The organism is Caldimonas tepidiphila, assembly GCF_003569765.1.
GTDB classification, from domain to species: Bacteria; Pseudomonadota; Gammaproteobacteria; order Burkholderiales; family Burkholderiaceae_C; genus Caldimonas; species Caldimonas tepidiphila.
The window spans coordinates 20,228-41,709 of sequence record NZ_KZ983964.1 but is presented as its reverse complement, the minus strand read 5'-3'; the positions used below and the strand labels follow the sequence as shown (position 1 = coordinate 41,709).

Below are 21,482 nucleotides of genomic sequence, written 5' to 3'. Positions count from 1 at the left end.
ATTCATATGATGACCTTATGAACACACAAATTCATCCTCCTGTTCCGGGCGCGGGCGGATCCCCGCGTCTGGTCACGGACCGCCTGTCCGACCGGCTCGCGGCGCGGTTGAGACAGCAGATCGAGAGCGGCGAGCTGTCCCCCGGCGACCGGCTGCCGACCGAGCCGCAGCTGGCCGAGGCGCACGGCGTGTCGCGCACCGTGGTGCGCGAGGCGGTGCACCAGCTGCGTTCGCAGGGGCTGCTGCTGTCCAAGCAGGGCGCCGGCGTGTTCGTTGCGCAGGCCGCGGTGCACAAGCCGCTGACCTTCGACGCCACGGTGCTGGACTCCTTCGAGGCGGTGCTTCAGGTGGTCGAACTGCGCCGCGTGCTCGAAGGCGAGATCGCCGCGCTGGCCGCCGAGCGCGCCACCCGCGCGCAGGTCGAGATGCTGCGCGGCAAGCTCGACGCGATCGACGCGGCGGTCGACGCCGGCCGCGACGGCGTCGCCGAGGACCTCGCCTTCCACCGCGCGATCGGCGACGTGACCGGCAACCCGCAGTTCGCCCGCCTGCTCGAGCACCTGGAGCAGTACCTGCGCGAGGCGATGCGCGTGACGCGCGGCAACGAGGCGCGCTACGCCGCCTTCATGGAGGCGGTGCGCAGCGAGCACCACGCGATCGTCGACGCGATCGCCGCCGGCGACGCCGAGGCGGCGCGCCGCTGCGCCACCGGGCACATCGCCTCCGGCCAGCAGCGCCTGCGCCTCGGCGGCGTCTACGAGAGCCCGCCGCTGGCCGTCGCGCCGCCCGAGGCGCGGCCGCCCGCGCGCGGCGGCCGCGCGAAGAAGAAGTAAGCCGCCCGGCAAGAGGCGCAGCCCGACGAGGCACAGGAGGAGACGAACTTGGACACCGACACCCCGCCGCGGCCCCGCGTGGCCTTTCTCGGCACCGGGCTGATGGGCTCACGCCAGGCGATGCGGCTGCTGCAGGCCGGCCATGCGCCGACGGTCTGGAACCGCTCGCGCGACAAGACGCTGGCACTGGAGCGCGCCGGCGCCGCGGTGGCGGAAAGCGCGGCGCAGGCCGCCGCCGGGGCCGACATCGTGTTCACGATGCTGGAGAACGGCCCGGTGGTGGCGGACGTGCTGTTCGAGCAGGGCGTGGCGCGCGCGCTGCGGCCCGGCGCCGTCATCGTCGACATGAGCTCGATCAAGCCCGGGCAGGCGCGCGAGCATGCGCGGCGCCTCATGGAGACGGGCGTCCACCACCTCGACGCGCCGGTCTCCGGCGGCACCGCCGGCGCCGAGCAGGGCACGCTCGCGATCATGGCCGGCGGCGACGCGGCGGTCTTCGCCCGCGTCGAGCCGCTGCTGGCCGCGATGGGCCGGCCGACGCATGTCGGCCCGCACGGCGCGGGCCAGCTCGCCAAGCTCGCCAACCAGGTGATCGTCGGCGTGACGATCGCCGCGGTCTCCGAGGCGCTGCTGATCGCGCAGCGCGGCGGCGCCGACCCCGGGAAGGTGCGCGATGCGCTGCGCGGCGGCTTCGCCGAGAGCCGCATCCTCGAGCTGCACGGCGAGCGCATGATCCGGCGCGACTTCGAGACGCGCGGGCGCGCGACGATGCAGCTCAAGGACCTCGACAACGCGCTCGACGCCGCGAGCCGCGACGGGCTGCGCGAGCTGCCGCTGACCGCGCGCACCGCCGAGCTGTTCCGCGCGCTGCTGGCGCGCGAGGGCGAGATCGACCATGCCGCGCTGCTGCTCGAGCTCGAGCACCGCAACCCGGCCTGAGCGCCGCCTCCCTTCCCCCGATCCCATCCTGCGGAGTGTCCCAGCCATGAACGTTGTCATCACCGGCGGCGCCGGTTTCCTCGGCAAGCGCCTGGCGCTCGAACTGCTCGGGCGCGGCACGCTCGGCGGCCCGGACGGCCGCCCGCGCACGATCGAGCGCATCGTGCTGGTCGACGTGGTCGCCGCCGAGGGCCTGCCCGACGATCCGCGGCTGCGCGTCCTCACCGGCGACGTCGCCGACCCGGCGGTGCTCGCCGACGCGATCGACGCCGACACCGGCTCGGTGTTCCACCTCGCGGCGATCGTCAGCGGCCACGCCGAGGCCGACTTCGAGCTCGGCATGCGCATCAACCTCGACGCCTCGCGGCTGCTGCTCGAGCGCTGCCGCGCGCTCGGCACCCGCCCGCGCGTGGTCTTCACCAGCTCGGTCGCGGTGTACGGCAGCGCCGCGTCGGGCGCGGTGCGGGACGACACCACGCTCGCGCCGCAGACCTCCTACGGCACGCAGAAGGCGATCGCCGAGCTGCTGCTCGCTGACTACAGCCGCCGCGGCTTCGTCGACGGGCGCTGCATGCGCCTGCCGACCATCAGCGTGCGCCCCGGCAAGCCGAACAAGGCCGCGTCCTCCTTCGCCAGCGGCATCATCCGCGAGCCGCTCAACGGCGTGGAGAGCGTCTGCCCGGTCGGGCCCGACACGCGCCTGTGGCTGCTGTCGCCGCGCCGCGCGATCCGCTGCCTGATCGACGGCCACGAGCTCGACGCCGCCGCGCTCGGCGCCAGCCGCAACATCAACATGCCCGGCATCTCGGTCTCGGTGGCCGAGATGCTGGCCGCGCTCGAGCGCGTTGCCGGCCCGGCACCGCTGCGCCACGTCCGCTGGTCGTCCGACCCGCTGGTCGAGCGCATCGTGGCGAGCTGGCCGGCCGCCTGGGACACGCGGCGCGCCGAGGCGCTCGGCCTGGAGGGCGACGCGTCCTTCGACGAGATCGTGCGCGCCTACATCGAGGACGAGCTGCAGCCGGCCTGAGCCCCTGCCCCCGCCAACCACCAAGGATCCCCCCATGAGCTTCGAAGCCAAACCCGGCCGCCCGACCCGCCTGAAACTGCGTTCGCAGATCTGGTTCGACAACCCCGAGGACCCGGACATGACCGCGCTTTACCTGGAGCGCTACATGAACTGGGGCCTGACGCGCGAGGAGCTGCAGTCGGGCAAGCCGATCATCGGCATCGCGCAGACCGGCTCGGACCTCTCGCCCTGCAACCGGCAGCACCTGGAGCTGGCGCAGCGGGTGCGCGAGGGCATCCGCGAGGCCGGCGGCATCGCCTTCGAGTTCCCGGTGCACCCGATCCAGGAGACCGGCAAGCGCCCGACCGCGGGCCTGGACCGCAACCTCGCCTACCTCGGCCTGGTCGAGACGCTGCACGGCTACCCGCTCGACGGCGTGGTGCTGACCACCGGCTGCGACAAGACCACGCCGGCGCTGCTGATGGCGGCGGCCACCGTCAACATCCCGGCGATCGCGCTGTCGGTCGGCCCGATGCTCAACGGCTGGCACAAGGGCCAGCGCACCGGCGCCGGCACGATCAAGTGGCATGCGAAGAAGCTGCTGAGCACCGGCGAGATCGGCGAGGCCGAGTACATGGAGCTGGTCGCGTCGGCCGCGCCCTCGCCCGGCTTCTGCAACACGATGGGCACCGCGACGACGATGAACTCGCTCGCCGAGGCGCTGGGCATGATGCTGCCGGGCTCGGCGGTGATCCCGGCGCCGCACAAGGGGCGCGGCCAGGTCGCCTACCTCACCGGCAAGCGCATCGTCGGGATGGTGTGGGAGGACCTCAAGCCCTCGCAGGTGATGACGCGCGCCGCATTCGAGAACGCGATTGCGGTGTGTTCGGCGATCGGCGGCTCGACCAACGCGCCGATCCACCTCAACGCGATCGCCGCGCACCTCGGCGTGCCGCTCGACAACGACGACTGGGAGCGCATCGGCCACCCGATCCCGCTGCTGGTGGACATGCAGCCGACCGGCCGCTTCCTCGGCGAGGACTACTTCCGTGCCGGCGGCGTGCCGGCGGTGGTGGCCGAGCTGCTCCAGGCCGGGCGGCTGCCGCATCCGCAGGCGCTGACCGTGAACGGCCGCAGCATCGCCGCCAACTGCGAGGGCCGCTTCAGCGAGGATCGCGAGGTGATCCGCGCCTGGGACGCGCCGCTCGTCGAGTCCGCGGGCTTCCTGAACCTCAAGGGCAACCTGTTCGACAGCGCGATCATGAAGACCTGCGCGATCTCGGCCGACTTCCGCGCGCGCTACCTGTCCAACCCGGACGACCCCGACGCCTTCGAGGGCCGCGCGGTGGTGTTCGACGGCCGCGAGGACTACCACCGCCGCATCAACGACCCCGCGCTCGAGATCGACGAGCACACGCTGCTGTTCATGCGCGGCGCCGGCCCGGTCGGCCATCCCGGCGCGGCCGAGGTGGTCAACATGGACCCGCCCAAGGCGCTGCTGCAGATCGGCATCACCGCGCTGCCCTGCATCGGCGACGGCCGCCAGTCCGGCACCTCGGGCTCGCCGTCGATCCTCAACGCCTCGCCCGAGGCCGCCACCGGCGGCGGGCTGGCGCTGCTGCGCACCGGCGACCGGGTGCGCATCGACCTAAGGAAGCGCAGCGCGAACATGCTGGTCGGCGACGAGGAGCTGGCGCGGCGCCGCGCCGAGCTGCAGGCGCAGCTCGCCGCCGGCGGCCTGCCCTACGTGCCGCCGAGCCAGACGCCGTGGCAGGAGATCCAGCGCAGCCTCGTCAGCGAGATGTCGGAGGGCGCGGTGCTGCGCAACGCGACCAAGTACCGCGACGTCGCGCACATCGCCTACCCGCGCGACAACCACTAGGCGCCCGCCGGCGCGGGTCTACCCGAATGACGGGCGTCAAGGTGACTCATATGATGACCATACGATTTCCTGACGTCCCGGCTCCCTCGAAGGCGGCACGACCGCCTCTTCCTTCCCCCACCCAAGGAGACAAGCCCATGAACCGTCGTTTCACCCGCATCGCCCTGGCCGCCGTCGCGGTGTTCGGACTCGGCAGCGCCGCCTCGGCGCAGACCGTGCTGAAGATCGGCTACACGGTGCCCAAGGAGTCGCACTACGGCGCGGGGGCGACCGCATTCTGCGACGAGGTCGAGCGCGGCACGCAGGGGCGCTACAAGTGCCAGCAGTTCCCGTCGGGCGCGCTCGGCGGCGAGCGCGAGATGGTCGAGGCGGTGCAGCTCGGCACGCAGGACGTCGTGCTGACCTCCACCGGCCCGGTCGGCAACTTCGTGCCCGAGATCAAGGTGCTCGACATCCCCTTCCTGTTCCGCGACTACGAGCATGCGCGCAAGGTGCTCGACGGCAAGATCGGCCAGGAGCTGCTGACCAAGTTCCCGTCGAAGGGCATGGTGGCGCTGGCGTGGAGCGAGAACGGCTTCCGCCACATGACCAACAACAAGCGCGCGATCCAGAGCGCGAGCGACGCCAGCGGCCTGAAGCTGCGCACGATGGAGAACAAGGTCCACATGGCGGCCTACAAGACCTTCGGCATCCTGCCGACGCCGATGTCGATGACCGAGGTCTTCACCGCGCTGCAGCAGGGCACCGTGGACGGCCAGGAGAACCCGATCCCCGTGATCCTGTCGGCCAAGTTCTCGCAGGTGCAGAAGCACCTGTCGCTGACCGGCCACGTCTACTCGCCGGCGCTGCTGCTGATGTCGCAGTCCGCCTGGGGCAAGCTGTCCGACGCCGACAAGCAGGTCTTCCAGGCCGCGGCGAAGAAGAGCGCCGAGGTGCAGCGCAAGCGCGTCAACGACGACGAGGCGAGCGGCCTCGCGCAGCTGAAGAAGGACGGCATGCAGGTGATCGAGAAGGTCGACGGCGACAGCTTCCGCAAGGCGGTCGGGCCGGCCTATGCCGAGTTCGCGAAGGAGTTCGGCGCCGACCGCATCGCGGCGATCCAGGCGGTGCGCTGACCATGGCCGCGCCGCACATCGAAGGCGCGGTCCCCGGCACGGTGGCGGCGGCCGCCGCCGCCGTGCCGGGGACCGCCCGCGGCGAGCCCGGCCCGCTGACGGCGCTCGTGCTCGCCGTCGACCGCCGCCTCACCGCGCTCGCGCTGCACGTCGCCTGCGCGCTGCTTGCGGTGATCTCCGCGCTCGGGCTGTGGCAGGTGATCGCACGCTTCGTGCTGTCGCAGCCGAGCAGCTGGACCGAGGAGCTGATGCGCCGGCTGCTGGTGTGGTGCGTGGTGCTCGGCACCGTGGTGGCCTTCCGCCGCGGTGCGCTGGTGTCGGTGGACCTGATGCTGCGCACCTCGCGCGGGATGTGGCGGCGCGTCGTGCGCCACTTCATCACCGGCACCGCGCTGGCCTACCTCGGCGTGCTGCTGTGGTTCGGCATCGACCTGACCCGGCGCGTGCGCTTCCAGACCTTCGCATCGCTGGAGCTGTCGATGGCCTGGGCCTATGCCGCGCTGCCGGTCGGCGCCGCGCTGTGCATCGTCGCGGTGCTCGCGCACCACCTCGACCCCGTCAACGAGGAACTGGACAACGCGCAGTAAGACGCGCGCCAGGCTTCACGAAGGACCCGACATGTCGTCCGTTCTCTTGCTCACCATGATGCTGGGCTTCGCGTTCAGCGTCTCGATCGCGGTCTCGATCGGCGGCTCGGCCATGCTGGGCCTGGCGCTCTTCGACGCCGACAAGCTGGTGCTGGCGCCGAAGGAAATGTTCTCGGCGCTCGACAAGTTCCCGCTCGCGGCGATCCCCTTCTTCATCCTCGCCGGCAACCTGATGGAGACCGGCGGCATCTCGCGCCGCCTGGTCGACTTCGCCAAGTCGCTGGTCGGCGGCGTGCAGGGCGGCCTGCCGATGACCTGCGTGCTGACCTGCATGATCTTCGCCGCGGTGTCGGGCTCCTCGGTGGCCACCACCTTCGCGATCGGCTCGGTGCTGATCCCGGCGCTGATCCACCACGGCTACCCGCGCAACTACGCCGCGGCGCTGCAGGCGACCTCGGCCGAGCTCGGCGTGATCATCCCGCCGTCGATCCCGCTGATCCTGTTCGGCGTCGCGGCCGAGGTCTCGATCGGCGAGCTGTTCATCGCCGGCTTCGGCCCGGGCCTGCTGATCGGCGGCGCGCTGATGCTGTTCGTGCACCTGTACTGCCGCCTCAAGGGCTGGGGCAAGCAGGACGGCGAGGGCCGCCTGTCGGTGACGCGCGCCACCGGCAACGCCGCCTGGGCGCTGCTGATGCCGGTGATCATCCTCGGCGGCATCTACGGCGGCATCTTCACGCCGACCGAGGCCTCGGTGGTGGCGGTGTTCTACGCGCTGACGGTGGGCCTGTTCATCCACCGCGAGCTGGCGCCGAAGGACCTGCTGCAGGTGCTGCGCAAGTCGGTGATCTCGAGCGCGGTGATCATGTTCATCATCGCCAACGCGGGCCTGTTCGCCTTCCTGATCACGCGCGCGGGCATCCCCGAGGCAATCGGCGCGTGGCTCACCGAGATCCTCAAGTCGCCGCTGTGGTTCCTGCTCGGCGTCAACGTTGCGCTGTTCGTGATCGGCATGTTCATCGAGACCTCGGCCGCGATCATCGTGCTCGCGCCGATCCTGGTGCCGGTGGCGCGCCACTTCGGGGTCGACCCGGTGCACTTCGGCATCATCATGGTCGTGAACCTGGCGCTGGGCATGATCACCCCGCCCTTTGGCGTCAACCTGTTCGCCGCCTGCACGGTGGCCCGGATCTCGCTCGACCAGATCATCCGCTACCTGGTGCCCTTCGTGCTGGTGATCATCGGCTGCCTGATGCTGATCACCTACCTGCCCTGGATCAGCCTCGCGCTGCGCGATCTGGTCTACGCGGCGCCGGCCGTCGCGCCGTCGATCGGCCCGGCCATCGGCCCGCAGTGACCCCCACCCCTTCCGGACAAGCAAGATGACGACTGGCAACATCGGACTGATCGGCCTCGGCGCCATGGGCCTGGGCATGGCGCGCTCGCTGCGCCGCGCCGGCCACCATGTGCACGTGTGCGACGTGCGCGCCGACGCGGCGCAGGCCTTCGCCGCCGAGGGCGGCGTGGCCTGCGCGAGCCCGGCCGAGGTCGCGGCGCACTGCGACGTGGTGGTCAGCGTGGTGGTCAACGCCGCGCAGACCGAGGCGGTGCTGTGGGGCGAGCAGGGCGCCGGCGCGGCGCTGCGCCCCGGCAGCGTGTTCGTGATGTGCTCGACGGTCGACCCGAACTGGTCGATCGCGCTGGAGCAGCGCCTCGCCGCGCAGGGCGTGCTCTACCTCGACGCGCCGATCTCGGGCGGCGCCGCGAAGGCCGCCGCCGGGCAGCTGACGATGATGACCTCGGGCCGGCCCGAGGCCTACGCGAAGGCGGGCGCCGTGCTCGACGCGATGGCCGCCAAGGTCTACCGGCTCGGCGACGCCGCCGGCGCCGGCAGCAAGGTCAAGATCGTCAACCAGCTCCTCGCCGGCGTGCACATCGCCGCCGCCGCCGAGGCGATGGCACTCGGGCTGCGCGAGGGGGTCGATCCGCACGCGCTCTACGAGGTGATCACGAACAGCGCCGGCAACAGCTGGATGTTCGAGAACCGCATCCCGCACGTGCTCGCCGGCGACTACACGCCGCTGTCGGCGGTGGACATCTTCGTCAAGGACCTCGGGCTGGTGCTCGACACCGCGCGCGCGAGCAAGTTCCCGCTGCCGCTGTCGGCCACCGCGCACCAGATGTTCATGCAGGCCTCGAGCGCCGGCCACGGCCGCGAGGACGACGCCGCGGTGATCAAGATCTTCCCCGGCATCGGGCTGCCCGCCGCGGGGAGCGGGCGGTGAGCCGGCCGCTGCTCGGCTGCATCGCCGACGACTTCACCGGCGCCACCGACCTCGCCAACAACCTGGTGCGCGCCGGCATGCGCGCGGTGCAGACCATCGGCGTGCCCGGGCAGGCGCTCGACATCGCTGCCGACGCGGTGGTGGTGGCGCTGAAGTCGCGCACGCTGCCGCCGCAGGAGGCGGTGGCGCAGTCGCTCGGGGCGCTGCGCTGGCTGCAGGCGCAGGGCGTGCGCCAGGTCTACTTCAAGTACTGCTCGACCTTCGACTCGACCGAGCGCGGCAACATCGGCCCGGTCGCCGACGCGCTGCTCGACGCGCTGCACCCGGACGGCGACGGCTTCACGATCGCCTGCCCGGCCCTCCCGGAGAACGGCCGCACCGTCTTCCGCGGCCACCTGTTCGCCGGCGACGCGCTGCTCAGCGAGAGCGGCATGCAGCACCACCCGCTCACGCCGATGACCGACCCCAACCTGGTGCGCGTGCTGCAGCGCCAGACGCGCCGCAAGGTCGGCCTCGTGCCCTACGACGTGGTGGCGCGCGGCCCCGACGCGATCCGTGCGCGCTTCGCGGCGCTGCGCGCCGAGGGCGTCGGCATCGCCATCGTCGACGCGATCTCCAACGAGGACCTGCTGCGGCTCGGCCCGGCGCTGGCCGGGCTGCCGCTGGTGACCGCCGGCTCCGGCGTCGCGATCGGGCTGCCGCAGAACTGGCGCGACGACGGCAGCCTGCGCCCGAGCGGGAAGGCCGACCGGCTGCCGCAGCCTGTCGGGCTGCAGGCGGTGCTGTCCGGCAGTTGCTCGGCGGCGACCAACGCGCAGGTGCGCCACTTCCGCGCCGCCGGCCGGCCCTGCTTCGCGCTCGACCCGCTCGCGCTCGCGAGCGGCGCGCAGGGCCTCGACGAGGCGCTGGCCTGGGCGCAGCGCCAGCTCGCGCGCCAGGACGAGCTCGGGCCGCTGCTGATCCACGCCACCGCCGAGCCCGACGCGGTGCGCGCGGTGCAGGCCGAGCTCGGCGTCGAGCGCGCCGGCGCGCTGGTCGAGCAGGCGATGGCGGCGCTCGCGCACGGCCTGATCGCGCGCGGCGTGCGCCAGCTCGTCGTCGCCGGCGGCGAGACCTCCGGCGCGGTGGTGCAGGCGCTCGGCATCGCGCAGATGGCGATCGGCCCGCAGATCGATCCCGGCGTGCCGTGGACCGCGGTGCGCTCGCCGCTGTGCCCGCAGGACACGCTGCACCTCGCGCTCAAGTCCGGCAACTTCGGCACGACCGACTTCTTCGACAAGGCCTTCGCGCGGCTGCTCGAGGAGGCGGCGCGATGAGCGCCCTGCCCCCCGGCACGCTGCAGGAGGCGGCGCTGCGCGACGAGGTCTGCCGCGTCGGCGCCTCGCTCTACGCGCGCGGCTACGTGCACGCGAGCGCCGGCAACATCAGCGTGCGCCTGGAGGACGGCGGCTTCCTGATCACGCCCACCGACGCCTGCCTCGGGCGGCTCGACCCGGCGGCGCTCGCGCGGGTGGACCGCGACGGCCGCCAGCTCGGTGGCGAGCGCGCGTCGAAGACGCTGGCGCTGCACCGCCGCATCTACGCCGCCGACCCCGAGGCGCGCTGCGTGATCCACACCCACAGCACGCACCTCGTCGCGCTGACGCTCGCCGGCGCGTGGAGCGCCGAGGAGCTGCTGCCGCCGCTCACGCCCTACTTCGTGATGAAGGTCGGCCACGTGCCGCTCATCCCCTACCACCGCCCCGGCGACCCGGCGGTCGGCGAGCGGGTGGCCGAGCGCATCGAGGCGATGCGCGCGCGCGGCACGCCGATCCGCGCGGTGATGCTCGAGCGGCTCGGCCCCAACGTCTGGCACCGCGACCCCGCCTCGGCGATGGCGACGCTCGAGGAGCTGGAGGAGACCGCGCGGCTGTGGCTGCTGGCGCCGTCCCCGAAGCCCGCGCCGCTCACGCCCGAACAGATCGCCGAGCTGCGCGAGCACTTCGGCGCCGCCTGGTGAGCCCCACGACAAGGACCCGGAGACCGACATGCCCCGCTTCGCCGCCAACCTGAGCCTGATGTACGGGGAGCACGACTTCCTCGACCGCTTCGCCGCCGCCGCGCGCGACGGCTTCCGTGCCGTCGAGTACCTGTTCCCCTACGCCCACCCCGCCGAGGCGCTCGCCGCGCGGCTGCGCGAGCACGGCCTGAGCCAGGTGCTGTTCAACGCGCCGCCGGGCGACTGGGACGCCGGCGAGCGCGGGCTGGCCTGCCTGCCAGGCCGCACAGCCGAGTTCCGCGCCGGCATTACGCGCGCGCTCGACTACGCGCATGCGCTCGGCTGCCCGCGGCTGCACGTGATGGCCGGGCTCGCGCCCGCCGGCGCGGCGCGCGCCGCGCTGCGCGCCACCTATCTGGACAACCTCGCATGGGCCGCCGCGCAGGCGGCGCCCGCCGGCGTGGAGGTGCTGATCGAGCCGATCAACACCCGCGACATCCCCGGCTACTTCCTGAACCGCCAGGACGAGGCGCATGCGATCGTCGAGGAGCTCGGGGCGGCGAACCTGAAGGTGCAGATGGACCTCTACCACTGCCAGATCGTCGAGGGCGACCTCGCCACCAAGCTGCGCCGCTGGCTGCCCACGGGCCGCGTCGCGCACCTGCAGATCGCCGGCGTGCCGGAGCGCCACGAGCCCGACACCGGCGAGCTGAACTACCCCTACCTCTTCGCGCTGATCGACGCGCTGGGCTACGAGGGCCATGTCGGCTGCGAGTACCGGCCGCGCGCCGGCACCTCCGAGGGGCTGGGCTGGCTGCGGCCGCATCTCCGCTGAAGGCCCTGCCCGCAGCGCTGCGGCCGCTGCCGTAGCGGGGGCCGGCGCGCGGCTGAAGGACAATGCCGATCGTGCGAACCGCCCCTGCCCGCCCGACGCCTCCGAGATGACCGCCGAACCGCTGCACAAACGCAAGCTCTCCGAGCAGCTGTGCGAGCAGCTGCTCGCGCGCATCCGCGGCGGCGAGTTCGCGCCCGGCGACGCGCTGCCGTCCGAGCGCGAGCTGATGGAGCACTACGGCGTCGGCCGCCCGGCGGTGCGCGAAGCGCTGCAGTCGCTCGAGCGCTCGAACATCGTCGAGATCGCGCAGGGCGAGCGCGCCCGCGTCGCGGTGCCCACCGCGCAGGATCTGATCGCGCAGCTCGCCGGCGGCGCGCGCCACCTGCTGCGCATCCAGCCCGGAACGCTCGCGCACCTGAAGGACGCGCGCATCTTCCTCGAGACCGGCATGGCGCGGCTCGCGGCGCAGCAGGCCGGCGAGGCCGACGTCGCGCGGCTGCGCCGGCGACTCGAAGAGCACCGCGCCGCGATGGACGACCTGCAGCACTTCCTCGCGCGCGACATGGCCTTCCACCGCGAGATCGCCGCGATCAGCGGCAACCCGATCTACCCGGCCATCGTCGAGGCGCTGTTCGGCTGGGCCGGCGAGTACTACCAGAAGCTGGTGCGCGCGCCCGGCGCCGAGCGCCTCACGCTCGCCGAGCACGAGCGCATCGTCGACGCGATCGCCGCGCGCGACCCGCAAGCGGCCGAGGACGCGATGCGCGAGCACCTGACTCGCGCCAACCAGCTCTACCGCCAGCTCGCCCCCGGCTCCACCGATCCGGGCTGACCCGGCTGCCTCCCGGTCCGGCAGGCACCGCGCCGCGGTCGACCGGGGGGCGGAAACGGGCCGCGCGGGGCGTCCGACCGGCCTTGCGGGCCGCGCCTGCCCTTGAAGTCCCCGATTCGACCGCTCCAGCGAGACGGTTGCCGGGTGCAGTTCGCGCCTGCCGGATCCGGCAGCCGATGTCGCCGGAAGCCCCGTTCCACTCCGGCAGGAATCCGTTCGAGAGATTCCCGCGCCGGAATACCGGAACCGCTCCGCGAGCTTATCCCCCCGCCTGCCTTTCTCATCGAGCACGGACTGCGGATTCGATGAAATCCTGATGAAAAACGCGCGAAGAAAAATCAAATATACCGCTCAATTGACGCTGAACATCTGCCGAAGAACCGATTTTCCCCGACCGGTCTCGAATAATGAACAAGCAAGCCGATAAAAATGACAGGCAGATGAAAAACAAGGAATCCCGATCCCCGGCGCTGGCGATGCGGACGCGGCTTCTCGGCGTCGGGCTGCTGTGCCTGCTGGCGGCGGCCGTGCCGACCGGACTGCTGGTGGCGCAGGACCGGCAGGAATCGCGGCTGCTCGAGCGGCAGCGGGAAGCCCTGCCGCTCGCCCGCGCGGTGCAGCACTCGGTGGCGGCGCTGGGAGAGCACCGCAGCGCCACCGCGCTCGTCCCGTCCCGGCAGGAGGCCGGCCGCGCGCGGCAGCAGGAAAGCGGACAGCAGCTCCTTCTCGGCGTGGAGGCGGCCGCGAACGCCATCGCCGCCAATCCGGCCCTGGGCTCGCCGCTTTCCGCGGAAATCCAGGCGATTGAGGGGGACGCCCGGGAACTGGTGGGCGCGAGCGCCAGCCCCGGGACCGAGTTCGGCACGCTGATGGAGCGGCACCGCGCGCTCGCTGACCGCATCCTGGCGCTGCAGACCGCGGGCATGGCCGCCACCGGGCTGCTGTTCGAGCGCGACGCGGCGACCCACCTCGGCATCGCTGCCGGGCTCCAGAAGGCGCCGCGCGTGGGCGATGCGCTGTCCGAGATGGTCGCGATCGCCGTCGCGGCACGCATCGACGACGTGGGCGGGATCTCGGCGGCGTTCGCCCGCTACGAAGGCCAAGTCCGGGAGCTCGCGCAGCTGCTGACGCTCGCCTCCCGGGCGGAGCCCGGCCTCGCCGCGCGCCATGCCCCGGTGCTGCAGCAGATCGAGGCCCAGCAGCGCAGCGTTGCCGAGACCGTGCAGGCAGCGATGCTGGACGTGAACTTCCCGCTCGACGAGATGGTCCGCTCGCTCACCGGCGCGATGGCCACGCATGCCGGTGTCAGCGGCGAGGTGCTGCAGATCCTCGACACCGAACTGGCACTCCGCGAGGAGCGGCTCGCCGCGCGCCGCCTTGCCCTCGTGGCCGGGCTCGGGCTGCTGTGGGTCTTCGTCGCCGCGATGCTGTGGAACACCTTGCGCGCCATCCTCGGCCCCACCCTCAGCGTGCTGGAGACCACCGAGCGGATCGCGGCCGGCGACCTCTCCGGGAACATCGCGAAAGGCCGCAACGACGAGATGGGCCGCATCCTCGGCGGTCTGGAGCGCATGCAAAGCCAGCTGCACGGCGTCGTGGCGCAGATTCAGGCGTCCGCCACCGGGGTCCGGGCCATCGCCGCCGACATCGCCAGCGGCAACCAGCACCTGAGCGAGCGCACCGCGCAGGCGGCGTCGCGCCTGCAGGAGGCCGCCAGCGCGGTCGAGCGCATGGCGGTGGCCGTGGGCCAGTCGGCGGACGGTGCCCGCGAGGCCCACGCGCTCGCCGAGGCGGCGGCCCGCACGGCGCAGGACGGCGGCGCGGCGGTCTCCGAGATGGTGCGCAGCATGCAGGCCATCCACGGCACCTCGACCCGCATCGGCGAGATCGTCGGCGTGATCGACGGCCTCGCGTTCCAGACCAATCTGCTCGCGCTCAATGCCGCCGTGGAGGCGGCGCGCGCCGGCCCGCAGGGCCGCGGCTTCGCGGTGGTGGCGGCCGAGGTGCGCACGCTCGCGCAGCGCAGCGCGCAGTCGGCGCGCGAGATCCGCGACCTGGTGCAAGCCGCCACCGAGCGCATCGAGCACGGCGGCCGCACGGCGGAGCGGGCCGGCCGCTCGATCGAGTCGCTGGTCGGGCGCGTCGAGCAGGTGCGTGCCACGCTCGGCGACATCGCGGCGGCGGCGCAGCAGCAGTCCGCCGGCATGTCGCAGGTCAATGCGGCGGTCGCCGAACTCGACCGGGTGACGCGGCAGAACGCTGCGCTGGTCGGCGAATCGGCACTGGCCGCGCAGACGATGCGCGAGCAGGCCGAAGGCATGTCCCGGCTGGCGGCGGTGTTCCGCCTCGCCCGGGCCTGAGCGCCGGAATCGGGAAGGATTCGGCGGCCCTCGCGCGGCCTGCGCCGATTCGCACCTCCTTCCCACCGGACGACGCGCGCCATGCCCGGCCGATGAGTCTGCGAATCTCCGGTTTCATACTCCCTTCATCCGGGGGGTATCCAATCGGGAAATAGCATCACCCCCCGCTGGAACGACCGTGAAGAACGCCTTCGACCCTTTACCCGCCGGCCCGGCATCGGATATCTCGACGCTGATTTCCCGCCGCGCGTTGAAGCCCTGCTTCCAGCCGCTGGTCGAACTGGCGACCGGGAAGATCCACGCCCACGAGGCGCTGATCCGCGGGCCCGCCGGCTCGGCGCTGGAGCGCCCGGACGCGCTGTTCGCCGCGGCGCGCGAGGCGGGGCTGGAGACCGAGCTGGAGTTCGCCTGCCTGCATGCCGCGATCCGCGAATGGGCCCGGCTGCGCCACCCGGGAAAGATCTTCATCAACCTGAGCGCGCGGGCGCTGGTGCAGGGCTTCTTCTCCGACAGCTGCCGGACCTGGCTGTCGGTGCTGCACCGGCTCGACATCGCCCCGTCCTCGATCGTGCTGGAGCTGACCGAGCACGAGCATGTGGGCGACGTGCAACGCCTGGTCCACGCTGCCTCGCACCTGCGGGCCTCCGGCATCGCGCTCGCGCTCGACGACTTCGGCGACGGGCGCTCGAGCCTGCGGCTGTGGTCGGAGCTGCGGCCGCAGATCGTGAAGATCGACAAGTACTTCTCGCATGAGATCTCGCTGCACGGCGACAAGCTGCAGACGCTGCGCGCGCTGCTGCAGATCGCCGAGATCTTCGGCACCAAGATGGTCGCCGAGGGCATCGAGACGGCCGAGGACCTGCGCGTGATCCGCGACCTGGGCATCGCGCTCGGGCAGGGCTATTTCCTCGGCATGCCCCGGCCGCGGCCCACGCAGGCGCTGGACCCGGACGCCGCCGCGGTGCTGACGAGCCGCGACATCGCGGTGTTCCCGGAGCTGCGCCGCATCGCCGGGCGCAGCTTCCCGGCCGAGCGCTTCATCGTCAACGCGCCGCACGTGCCGCCGCAGGCGACCCACGACGAGCTGCTGCGGCTCTTCCACCAGGACGAGCGGCTGCCCGCGGTGGCGCTGGTCGAGAACGGCCGTCCGGTCGGCCTGCTCAACCGGCAGCAGCTGCTCGACCAGTACACCAAGCCCTACTTCAAGGAGCTCTACGGCCGCCAGCCCTGCGTGGCGTCGTCGAACCGCTCGCCGCTGTGCATCGAGCTCTACACCTCGGTGGAGGAGCTGACGGCGATCCTGACGTCGGAGGACCAGCGCTACCTGCGCGAGGGCTTCGTCATCACCGACCAGGGCCGCTACCGGGGGCTGGGCACCGGCGAGCAGCTGGTGCGCGTGGTGACCGAGCTGCGCATCGAGGCCGCGCGCCACGCCAACCCGCTGACCTTCCTGCCCGGCAACATCCCGATCAGCGACCACATCGACCGGCTGCTCGCGAGCGGCAGCGACTTCGTCGCCTGCTACGGCGACCTGAACCACTTCAAGCCCTTCAACGACCAGTACGGCTACTGGCGTGGCGACGAGATGATCCGGCTCGCGGCGCGCGCCTTCCTGACGCACTGCGACCCCAAGCGCGACTTCCTCGGCCACGTCGGCGGCGACGACTTCGTGGTCCTGTTCCAGAGCCGCGACTGGCGCGAGCGCTGCGAGCGGGTGCTGCAGTCCTTCAACGAGAAGGCGCTCGAGCTCTACGACGCGCAGGCGCGCACCGACGGCGGCATCCATGCCGAGGACCGCTACGGCGTGATGCGCTTCTTCCCCTGCACGACGCTGTCGATCGGCGCGGTCGAGGCGCGCGGCGGCATGTTCCACGACGCCGAGGAGGTGGCCACCGCGGCGGCGGCGGCCAAGCGCAGCGGCAAGGCCCTGGGAAGCGGCCTGCACCTCATCGCCGTGCCACCGCTCCCGCAGGTCGCGGCCGCGAGGGAGACCGCCTGAGGCGCGGGCTGCGTGAACCGCTGCGGCGCCTGGCCGTCGGGAGGAAAGGCCCGCCCCGCCCGCACGGCGCCCCGGCGCGGCGGGAAGCGGGCCGGACCTGCCGCCGAGGGCCGGCAGGGAACGCGGCTTGCCGGCTCCCTCTTGCCCGGAGGGTGCACCTGCGGGCTCAGCGGGCAGCAGCGTCCCGCCGGAAAGGAGAGATCCCATGGCCAAGAAGAAGTACGGCGTGGACCTGCCGGGCACGCTCGAACGCTCGCCCGAGAAGGCGCAGCGCACCTATGCTGAGACGCTCAAGAGCGCGGAGAAGACCTACGGCAGCGGCGAGCGCGCCGCGCGCACGGCCTATGCGTCGCTGAAGCACGGCTTCGAGAAGGTCGGCGACCACTGGGAGCCGAAGGAGCACAAGGGCCCCTCGGACGCGCAGGCGGCGCGGTCCGGGCGCGAGGCGCGCGAGGGCCGGCGCGAGACCGCCGGCGGCGTCGACGCGCTCGGCCACACGCGCCAGGAGCTCTACGAGCGCGCGAAGGCGCTCGACATCGCCGGCCGCTCGACGATGAACAAGGAGGAGCTCGCGCGCGCGATCGCGAGGAAGCAGCGCTGAGGACGCGCCCTCGCGCTCAGGCGGTCGGCAGCCGGTAGTCCTTGAACTGCTCGCGCAGCCGGTTCTTCAGCATCTTGCCGGTCGCGCCGATCGGGATGCTGTCGACGAAGACCACGTCGTCCGGCGTCCACCAGTCGGCCACCTTGCCCTTGTAGAAGGCGAGCAGCTCCTCGCGCGTGAGCTCCGCGCCGGGCTTCCTCATCACCACCAGCAGCGGGCGCTCGTCCCACTTCGGGTGGCGCGCGGCGATGCAGGCGGCCATCGCGACCGCCGGGTGCGCCATCGCGATGTTCTCGAGGTCGATCGAGCCGATCCACTCGCCGCCGGACTTGATCACGTCCTTGCTGCGGTCGGTGATCTGCATGTAGCCGTCGGGATCGATCTTCGCCACGTCGCCGGTCGGGAACCAGCCGTCGACCCGCGGGTCCCGCTCCTCCTTGAAGTAGCGCGACACGACCCAGGGCCCGCGCACCTGCAGCTCGCCCGAGGACTGGCCGTCGTGCGGCAGCTCGCGGCCGCTGCCGTCCACCACGCGCATGTCGACGCCGAACACCACCCGGCCCTGCGTCGACTGCATCGCCAGCCGCTCCTCGCCGGAGAGCTCCATGTGCTTGCGCTTCGGCGCCGCGACGGTGCCGAGCGGGCTCATCTCGGTCATGCCCCAGGCGTGCAGCACCTGCACGCCGTGGCGCTGCTGGAAGGCGCGCAGCATCGCCGGCGGGCAGGCCGAGCCGCCGATGACGGTGCGGCGCATCGTCGAGAAGCGCTTGTCGTTGGCGTCGACGTAGGCGAGCAGCCCCTGCCAGACGGTGGGCACGCCGGCCGACAGCGTCACGCCCTCGGCCTCGAACAGCTCGTAGAGCGACTTGCCGTCGAGCCCCGGACCGGGGAACACGAGCTTGGAGCCGGCCAGGCAGGCGATGTAGGGCAGCCCCCAGGCGTTGACGTGGAACATCGGCACCACCGGCAGGATCGTGTCGCCCGCCGAGCAGTCGAGCGCGTCGGGCAGCGCCGCGGCCAGCGTGTGCAGCAGCGTCGAGCGGTGGCTGTAGAGCACGCCCTTCGGGTTCCCGGTGGTGCCGGAGGTGTAGCACAGCGACGAGGCGGCGCGCTCGTCGAGCCCCGGCCAGGCGTAGTCGTCGTCCTGCGCGCCGACGAGCTCCTCGTAGCAGCGCAGGTTCGGGATGCGGCTGTCCGCGGGCATGCGCTCGCGGTCGACCATGGCGACGAAGTGCTTCACGGTGGCCAGGCGCGGCGCCACCGCCTCGACGAGCGGCAGGAAGGTCAGGTCGAAGAACAGCACCTGGTCCTCGGCATGGTCGAGGATGTAGACGATCTGGTCCGGGTGCAGCCGCGGGTTGAGCGTGTGCAGCACGGCGCCCGAGCCGGAGACGCCGTAGTAGAGCTCCATGTGGCGGTAGCCGTTCCAGGCCAGCGTGCCGACGCGCTGCCCCTGCTGCACGCCGAGCGCGGCGATTGCCTTGGCGACGCGGCGCGCTCGCGCGGCGAGCTCGCGGTAGGTGCAGCGGTGGATGTCGCCCTCGACGCGCCGCGAAACGATCTCCTGCTCGCCGTGGTGGCGCTCGGCATGGACGAGCAGCGACGACACGAGCAGCGGCACGTCCATCATCTGGCCTTGCATGGGGTGTCTCCTCATCAGGGTTGTTGTGACGGCTTTTTAGCCCGGATTCCGTGCCCGCGCATCAGCGTCGTCCCCGGTGCCGGGCACCGGCGCGCCCGGATAGTCCCCTGCCGCTTCATGGGCCGGCCGCGGCGGGGCTGTGCTAGGGTCCGCCGCATCGCCCGCGAAGGAGCCCTCCGATGCGCGTCGCCGTCTTCAGCACCCGTTCCTACGACCGCCGCTTCCTCGACGCGGCCAACGCCGGCGGCCGGCACGCGCTCGCCTACCTCGAGGCGCGGCTCGACGCGGACACCGCGGCGGCAGCCGAGGGCGCGCAGGCGGTCTGCATCTTCGTCAACGACCGCGCCGACGCCGAGGCGCTGGCGCGGCTCGCGCGCCTGGGCGTGCGGCTCGTGGCGCTGCGCTGCGCCGGCTTCAACAACGTCGACCTGGAGGCGGCGCAGTCGCTCGGCATCGCGGTGGCGCGGGTGCCGGAGTATTCGCCGCACGCGGTGGCCGAGCACGCGCTCGCGCTGATGCTCGCGCTCAACCGCAGGATCCACCGCGCCCACGCCCGCGTGCGCGAGGGCAACTTCGCGCTCGAGGGGCTGCTCGGCTTCGACATGCACGGCCGCAGCGTCGGCGTGGTCGGCACCGGCCGCATCGGCGCTGCGGTGATCCGCATCCTCGCCGGCTTCGGCTGCCGTGTGCTCGCCTTCGACCCGCAGCCCGACCCGGCCTGCACGGCCGCGGGAGCACGCTACGTGGCGCTGCCCGAGTTGCTGCGCGACAGCCGCATCGTGACGCTGCACTGCCCGCTCACGCCGCGCACGCGGCACCTGATCGACGCACAGGCGCTCGCGGCGATGCAGCCCGGCGCGCTGCTCGTCAACACCAGCCGCGGCGCGGTGATCGACACGCGCGCCGTGATCGGCGCGCTGAAGGCCGGCACGCTCGGCGGCCTCGGCATCGACGTCTACGAGGAGGAGGACGGCCTGTTCTTCCGCGACCTGTCGGACACGGTGATCTAGGACGACGTGTTCGCGCGGCTGCTGACCTTCCCGAACGTGATCGTCACCGGCCACCAGGGCTTCTTCACCGAGGACGCGCTCGCGGCGATCGCCGCGACGACGCTCGGCAACCTGTCGGCCTTCGAGGACGGCGGGCGGCCGCTGCATCCGGTGACGGCGCAAGCGCCCGCCTGAGGAACGCAGCCGGGCTGCGGCCCCTTCTCCCCTCAGGTCGCGGGCGCTGCGGAACGGTCCCTGCTCGCCCGCCACGTGCCGAAGGCCCACGCGACCAGCAGCAGGCCGAGCGCGCCGAGCGCGATCACGTGCGCGGTGCCGATGCGCGCCGACAGCCAGCCCGACAGCGACACGCCCGCGGCCTGGCCGAGGAAGAAGCAGGCCGCGAAGGCCGACACGGCCGGCCCCCGCCGCTCGGGCACCATCTGCGTCGCGTTGACCTGCAGCGTGTTGTGCAGCATGTAGAAGCCGACGCCGGCGCCGAGGCAGGCCGGCACCACCCAGCCCCAGGCCGGCGCGTAGGCCAGCAGCAGCAGCGAGGCCGCCGCCACCGCCCCGCCCTGGCGCGCCAGCCCCACCTCGCCGAGCCCGGCGACGAGCCGCCGCGAGGCGAGCGCGAACCCGAGCCCGCCCAGGCCGAACAGCATCAGCAGCGTGCCCGCCATCGCCAGCGACAGCGCGAAGGTCACGTGCAGGTGCGCGGCGATGAAGGCGAAGGGGCCGTACAGCAGCATCCCCTCGAGGAAGACGCAGGCCAGGATCACGCGCGCCCAGCGCCCGGCGAACACCTGCCGGAAGTCCGACGCGATGCGCTGCAGCGGCGAGCCGGGCTCGACGCGCGTCGCCCTCGCGTGGGCCGGCAGCCGGCGCTGGAGCAGGAACAGCGCCACGCCGACCGCGGCGAACAGCGCGGCCAGCACGAAGTAGGGCGCGCGCCAGTCGAGGTGGTCGGCGGCGAAGCCGCCCATCCACACGCCGGCGGACACGCCGAGGATCTGCCCGATCATGAAGCGCGCAAGCACCGGCTGGCGCCGCTCGTAGCCCACCACGTCGCCGATCCAGGCCATCGACAGCGGGATGACGGCGGCGGCCATGATGCCGGCGAGCCCCCGCAGCAGGCGCAGCAGCCCGAAGTCGGGCGCCAGCGCGCACAGCGCCGCGCTGAGCGCGCAGCCGAGGCAGGCGCCGGCCACGAGGCGGAACTTGCCGAAGCGCTCGCCGAGCGAGCCAACGAAGAGCTGCGCGATGCCGTAGGCGATCGAGAAGACGCTGGTCACCGCGGCCGCCTGCCCCAGCCCGACCGAGAACTCGGTCGCCAGCTGCGGCAGCAGCGCGTCGTTGAGCCGCATGTTGATGCCGCTGCCGAAGGCCGCGAGGCTCAGGCAGAGGATGGCCAGGGCCGGGACGGGGGCGAGCGCGGGCGGGGCGGATGCGGAGGCGGCGGCCGTCAAGGGGACTCCGGTGGGTGGGGGGTGCTGCCGCGGCCCGCGGGGTGCGGCACGGGGCGGGCGCAGCGGGGTTCGGGAGGCGGGGCGGCAGGCGCCCTCCCCGCCGGCGCCGGGCGGGCCGCCCGCAGCGGCGGGCAGC

At 72.7% G+C, this 21,482-nt stretch carries 17 protein-coding genes and 1 pseudogene; 16 read left to right on the top strand and 2 right to left on the bottom strand.

Features of this window, described 5'->3' with window-relative positions; genetic code table 11:
- Positions 1 to 17 precede the first annotated feature (17 nt).
- The 15 genes from D3A59_RS02905 (at position 18) to D3A59_RS02835 (ending at position 17,249) form a co-directional block, all read left to right on the top strand.
- Positions 18 to 833 (top strand): FadR/GntR family transcriptional regulator, encoded by an 816-nt coding sequence (locus D3A59_RS02905; protein ID WP_119153432.1) that lies wholly within the window; start codon positions 18 to 20, stop codon positions 831 to 833.
- A 48-nt stretch (positions 834 to 881) separates the two neighbouring features.
- Positions 882 to 1,772, top strand: a complete 891-nt coding sequence (locus tag D3A59_RS02900) for an NAD(P)-dependent oxidoreductase (protein WP_119153431.1) — start codon at positions 882 to 884, stop codon at positions 1,770 to 1,772.
- Between the two features lie 46 nt (positions 1,773 to 1,818).
- A complete protein-coding gene (gene denD / locus D3A59_RS02895; protein ID WP_119153430.1) occupies positions 1,819 to 2,799 on the top strand; it encodes a D-erythronate dehydrogenase in 981 nt (326 codons plus the stop codon).
- 34 nt (positions 2,800 to 2,833) lie between these two features.
- Positions 2,834 to 4,660, top strand: a complete 1,827-nt coding sequence (locus tag D3A59_RS02890) for an IlvD/Edd family dehydratase (RefSeq protein ID WP_119153429.1) — start codon at positions 2,834 to 2,836, stop codon at positions 4,658 to 4,660.
- 137 nt (positions 4,661 to 4,797) lie between these two features.
- A complete protein-coding gene (locus D3A59_RS02885; protein ID WP_119153428.1) occupies positions 4,798 to 5,775 on the top strand; it encodes a TRAP transporter substrate-binding protein in 978 nt (325 codons plus the stop codon).
- A gap of 2 nt (positions 5,776 to 5,777) precedes the next feature.
- Positions 5,778 to 6,362, top strand: a complete 585-nt coding sequence (locus D3A59_RS02880) for a TRAP transporter small permease (RefSeq protein WP_119153427.1) — start codon at positions 5,778 to 5,780, stop codon at positions 6,360 to 6,362.
- Between the two features lie 31 nt (positions 6,363 to 6,393).
- The gene (locus D3A59_RS02875; RefSeq protein ID WP_119153426.1) at positions 6,394 to 7,716 is read left to right on the top strand and encodes a TRAP transporter large permease; all 1,323 of its coding nucleotides are present in this window, start codon (positions 6,394 to 6,396) and stop codon (positions 7,714 to 7,716) included.
- A 25-nt stretch (positions 7,717 to 7,741) separates the two neighbouring features.
- On the top strand, positions 7,742 to 8,644 hold the full coding sequence (gene ltnD, locus D3A59_RS02870) for an L-threonate dehydrogenase (protein ID WP_240635910.1): 903 nt from the start codon (positions 7,742 to 7,744) through the stop codon (positions 8,642 to 8,644).
- A complete protein-coding gene (gene otnK / locus D3A59_RS02865; protein ID WP_119153425.1) occupies positions 8,641 to 9,960 on the top strand; it encodes a 3-oxo-tetronate kinase in 1,320 nt (439 codons plus the stop codon). The genes ltnD and otnK overlap by 4 nt, the downstream gene beginning before the upstream one ends.
- On the top strand, positions 9,957 to 10,643 hold the full coding sequence (gene otnC / locus D3A59_RS02860; protein ID WP_119153424.1) for a 3-oxo-tetronate 4-phosphate decarboxylase: 687 nt from the start codon (positions 9,957 to 9,959) through the stop codon (positions 10,641 to 10,643). The genes otnK and otnC overlap by 4 nt, the downstream gene beginning before the upstream one ends.
- A gap of 28 nt (positions 10,644 to 10,671) precedes the next feature.
- Positions 10,672 to 11,457 (top strand): 2-oxo-tetronate isomerase, encoded by a 786-nt coding sequence (gene otnI / locus D3A59_RS02855; RefSeq protein ID WP_119153423.1) that lies wholly within the window; start codon positions 10,672 to 10,674, stop codon positions 11,455 to 11,457.
- A gap of 106 nt (positions 11,458 to 11,563) precedes the next feature.
- Positions 11,564 to 12,289, top strand: coding sequence for a transcriptional regulator NanR (gene nanR / locus D3A59_RS02850; protein WP_119153422.1), 726 nt, complete (start codon positions 11,564 to 11,566; stop codon positions 12,287 to 12,289).
- Positions 12,290 to 12,729: 440 nt separating this feature from the next.
- Complete coding sequence (locus D3A59_RS02845) at positions 12,730 to 14,649, top strand: methyl-accepting chemotaxis protein (RefSeq protein WP_170162285.1); 1,920 nt, start codon at positions 12,730 to 12,732, stop codon at positions 14,647 to 14,649.
- 178 nt (positions 14,650 to 14,827) lie between these two features.
- A complete protein-coding gene (locus D3A59_RS02840; RefSeq protein ID WP_119153420.1) occupies positions 14,828 to 16,648 on the top strand; it encodes a phosphodiesterase in 1,821 nt (606 codons plus the stop codon).
- Positions 16,649 to 16,853: 205 nt separating this feature from the next.
- Positions 16,854 to 17,249, top strand: coding sequence for a ChaB family protein (locus tag D3A59_RS02835; RefSeq protein ID WP_119153419.1), 396 nt, complete (start codon positions 16,854 to 16,856; stop codon positions 17,247 to 17,249).
- Between the two features lie 16 nt (positions 17,250 to 17,265).
- On the opposite strand, the gene D3A59_RS02830 is transcribed toward D3A59_RS02835, so the two are convergent.
- Positions 17,266 to 18,891 (bottom strand): 3-(methylthio)propionyl-CoA ligase, encoded by a 1,626-nt coding sequence (locus tag D3A59_RS02830; protein ID WP_119153418.1) that lies wholly within the window; start codon positions 18,889 to 18,891, stop codon positions 17,266 to 17,268.
- Positions 18,892 to 19,070: 179 nt separating this feature from the next.
- Between D3A59_RS02830 and D3A59_RS02825 the strand changes: the two are divergent.
- Positions 19,071 to 20,075 (top strand): annotated as a pseudogene (locus D3A59_RS02825) (2-hydroxyacid dehydrogenase).
- Between the two features lie 32 nt (positions 20,076 to 20,107).
- On the opposite strand, the gene D3A59_RS02820 reads toward D3A59_RS02825, so the two are convergent.
- On the bottom strand, positions 20,108 to 21,346 hold the full coding sequence (locus D3A59_RS02820) for an MFS transporter (protein WP_119153417.1): 1,239 nt from the start codon (positions 21,344 to 21,346) through the stop codon (positions 20,108 to 20,110).
- Between the last annotated feature and the right edge of the window lie 136 nt (positions 21,347 to 21,482).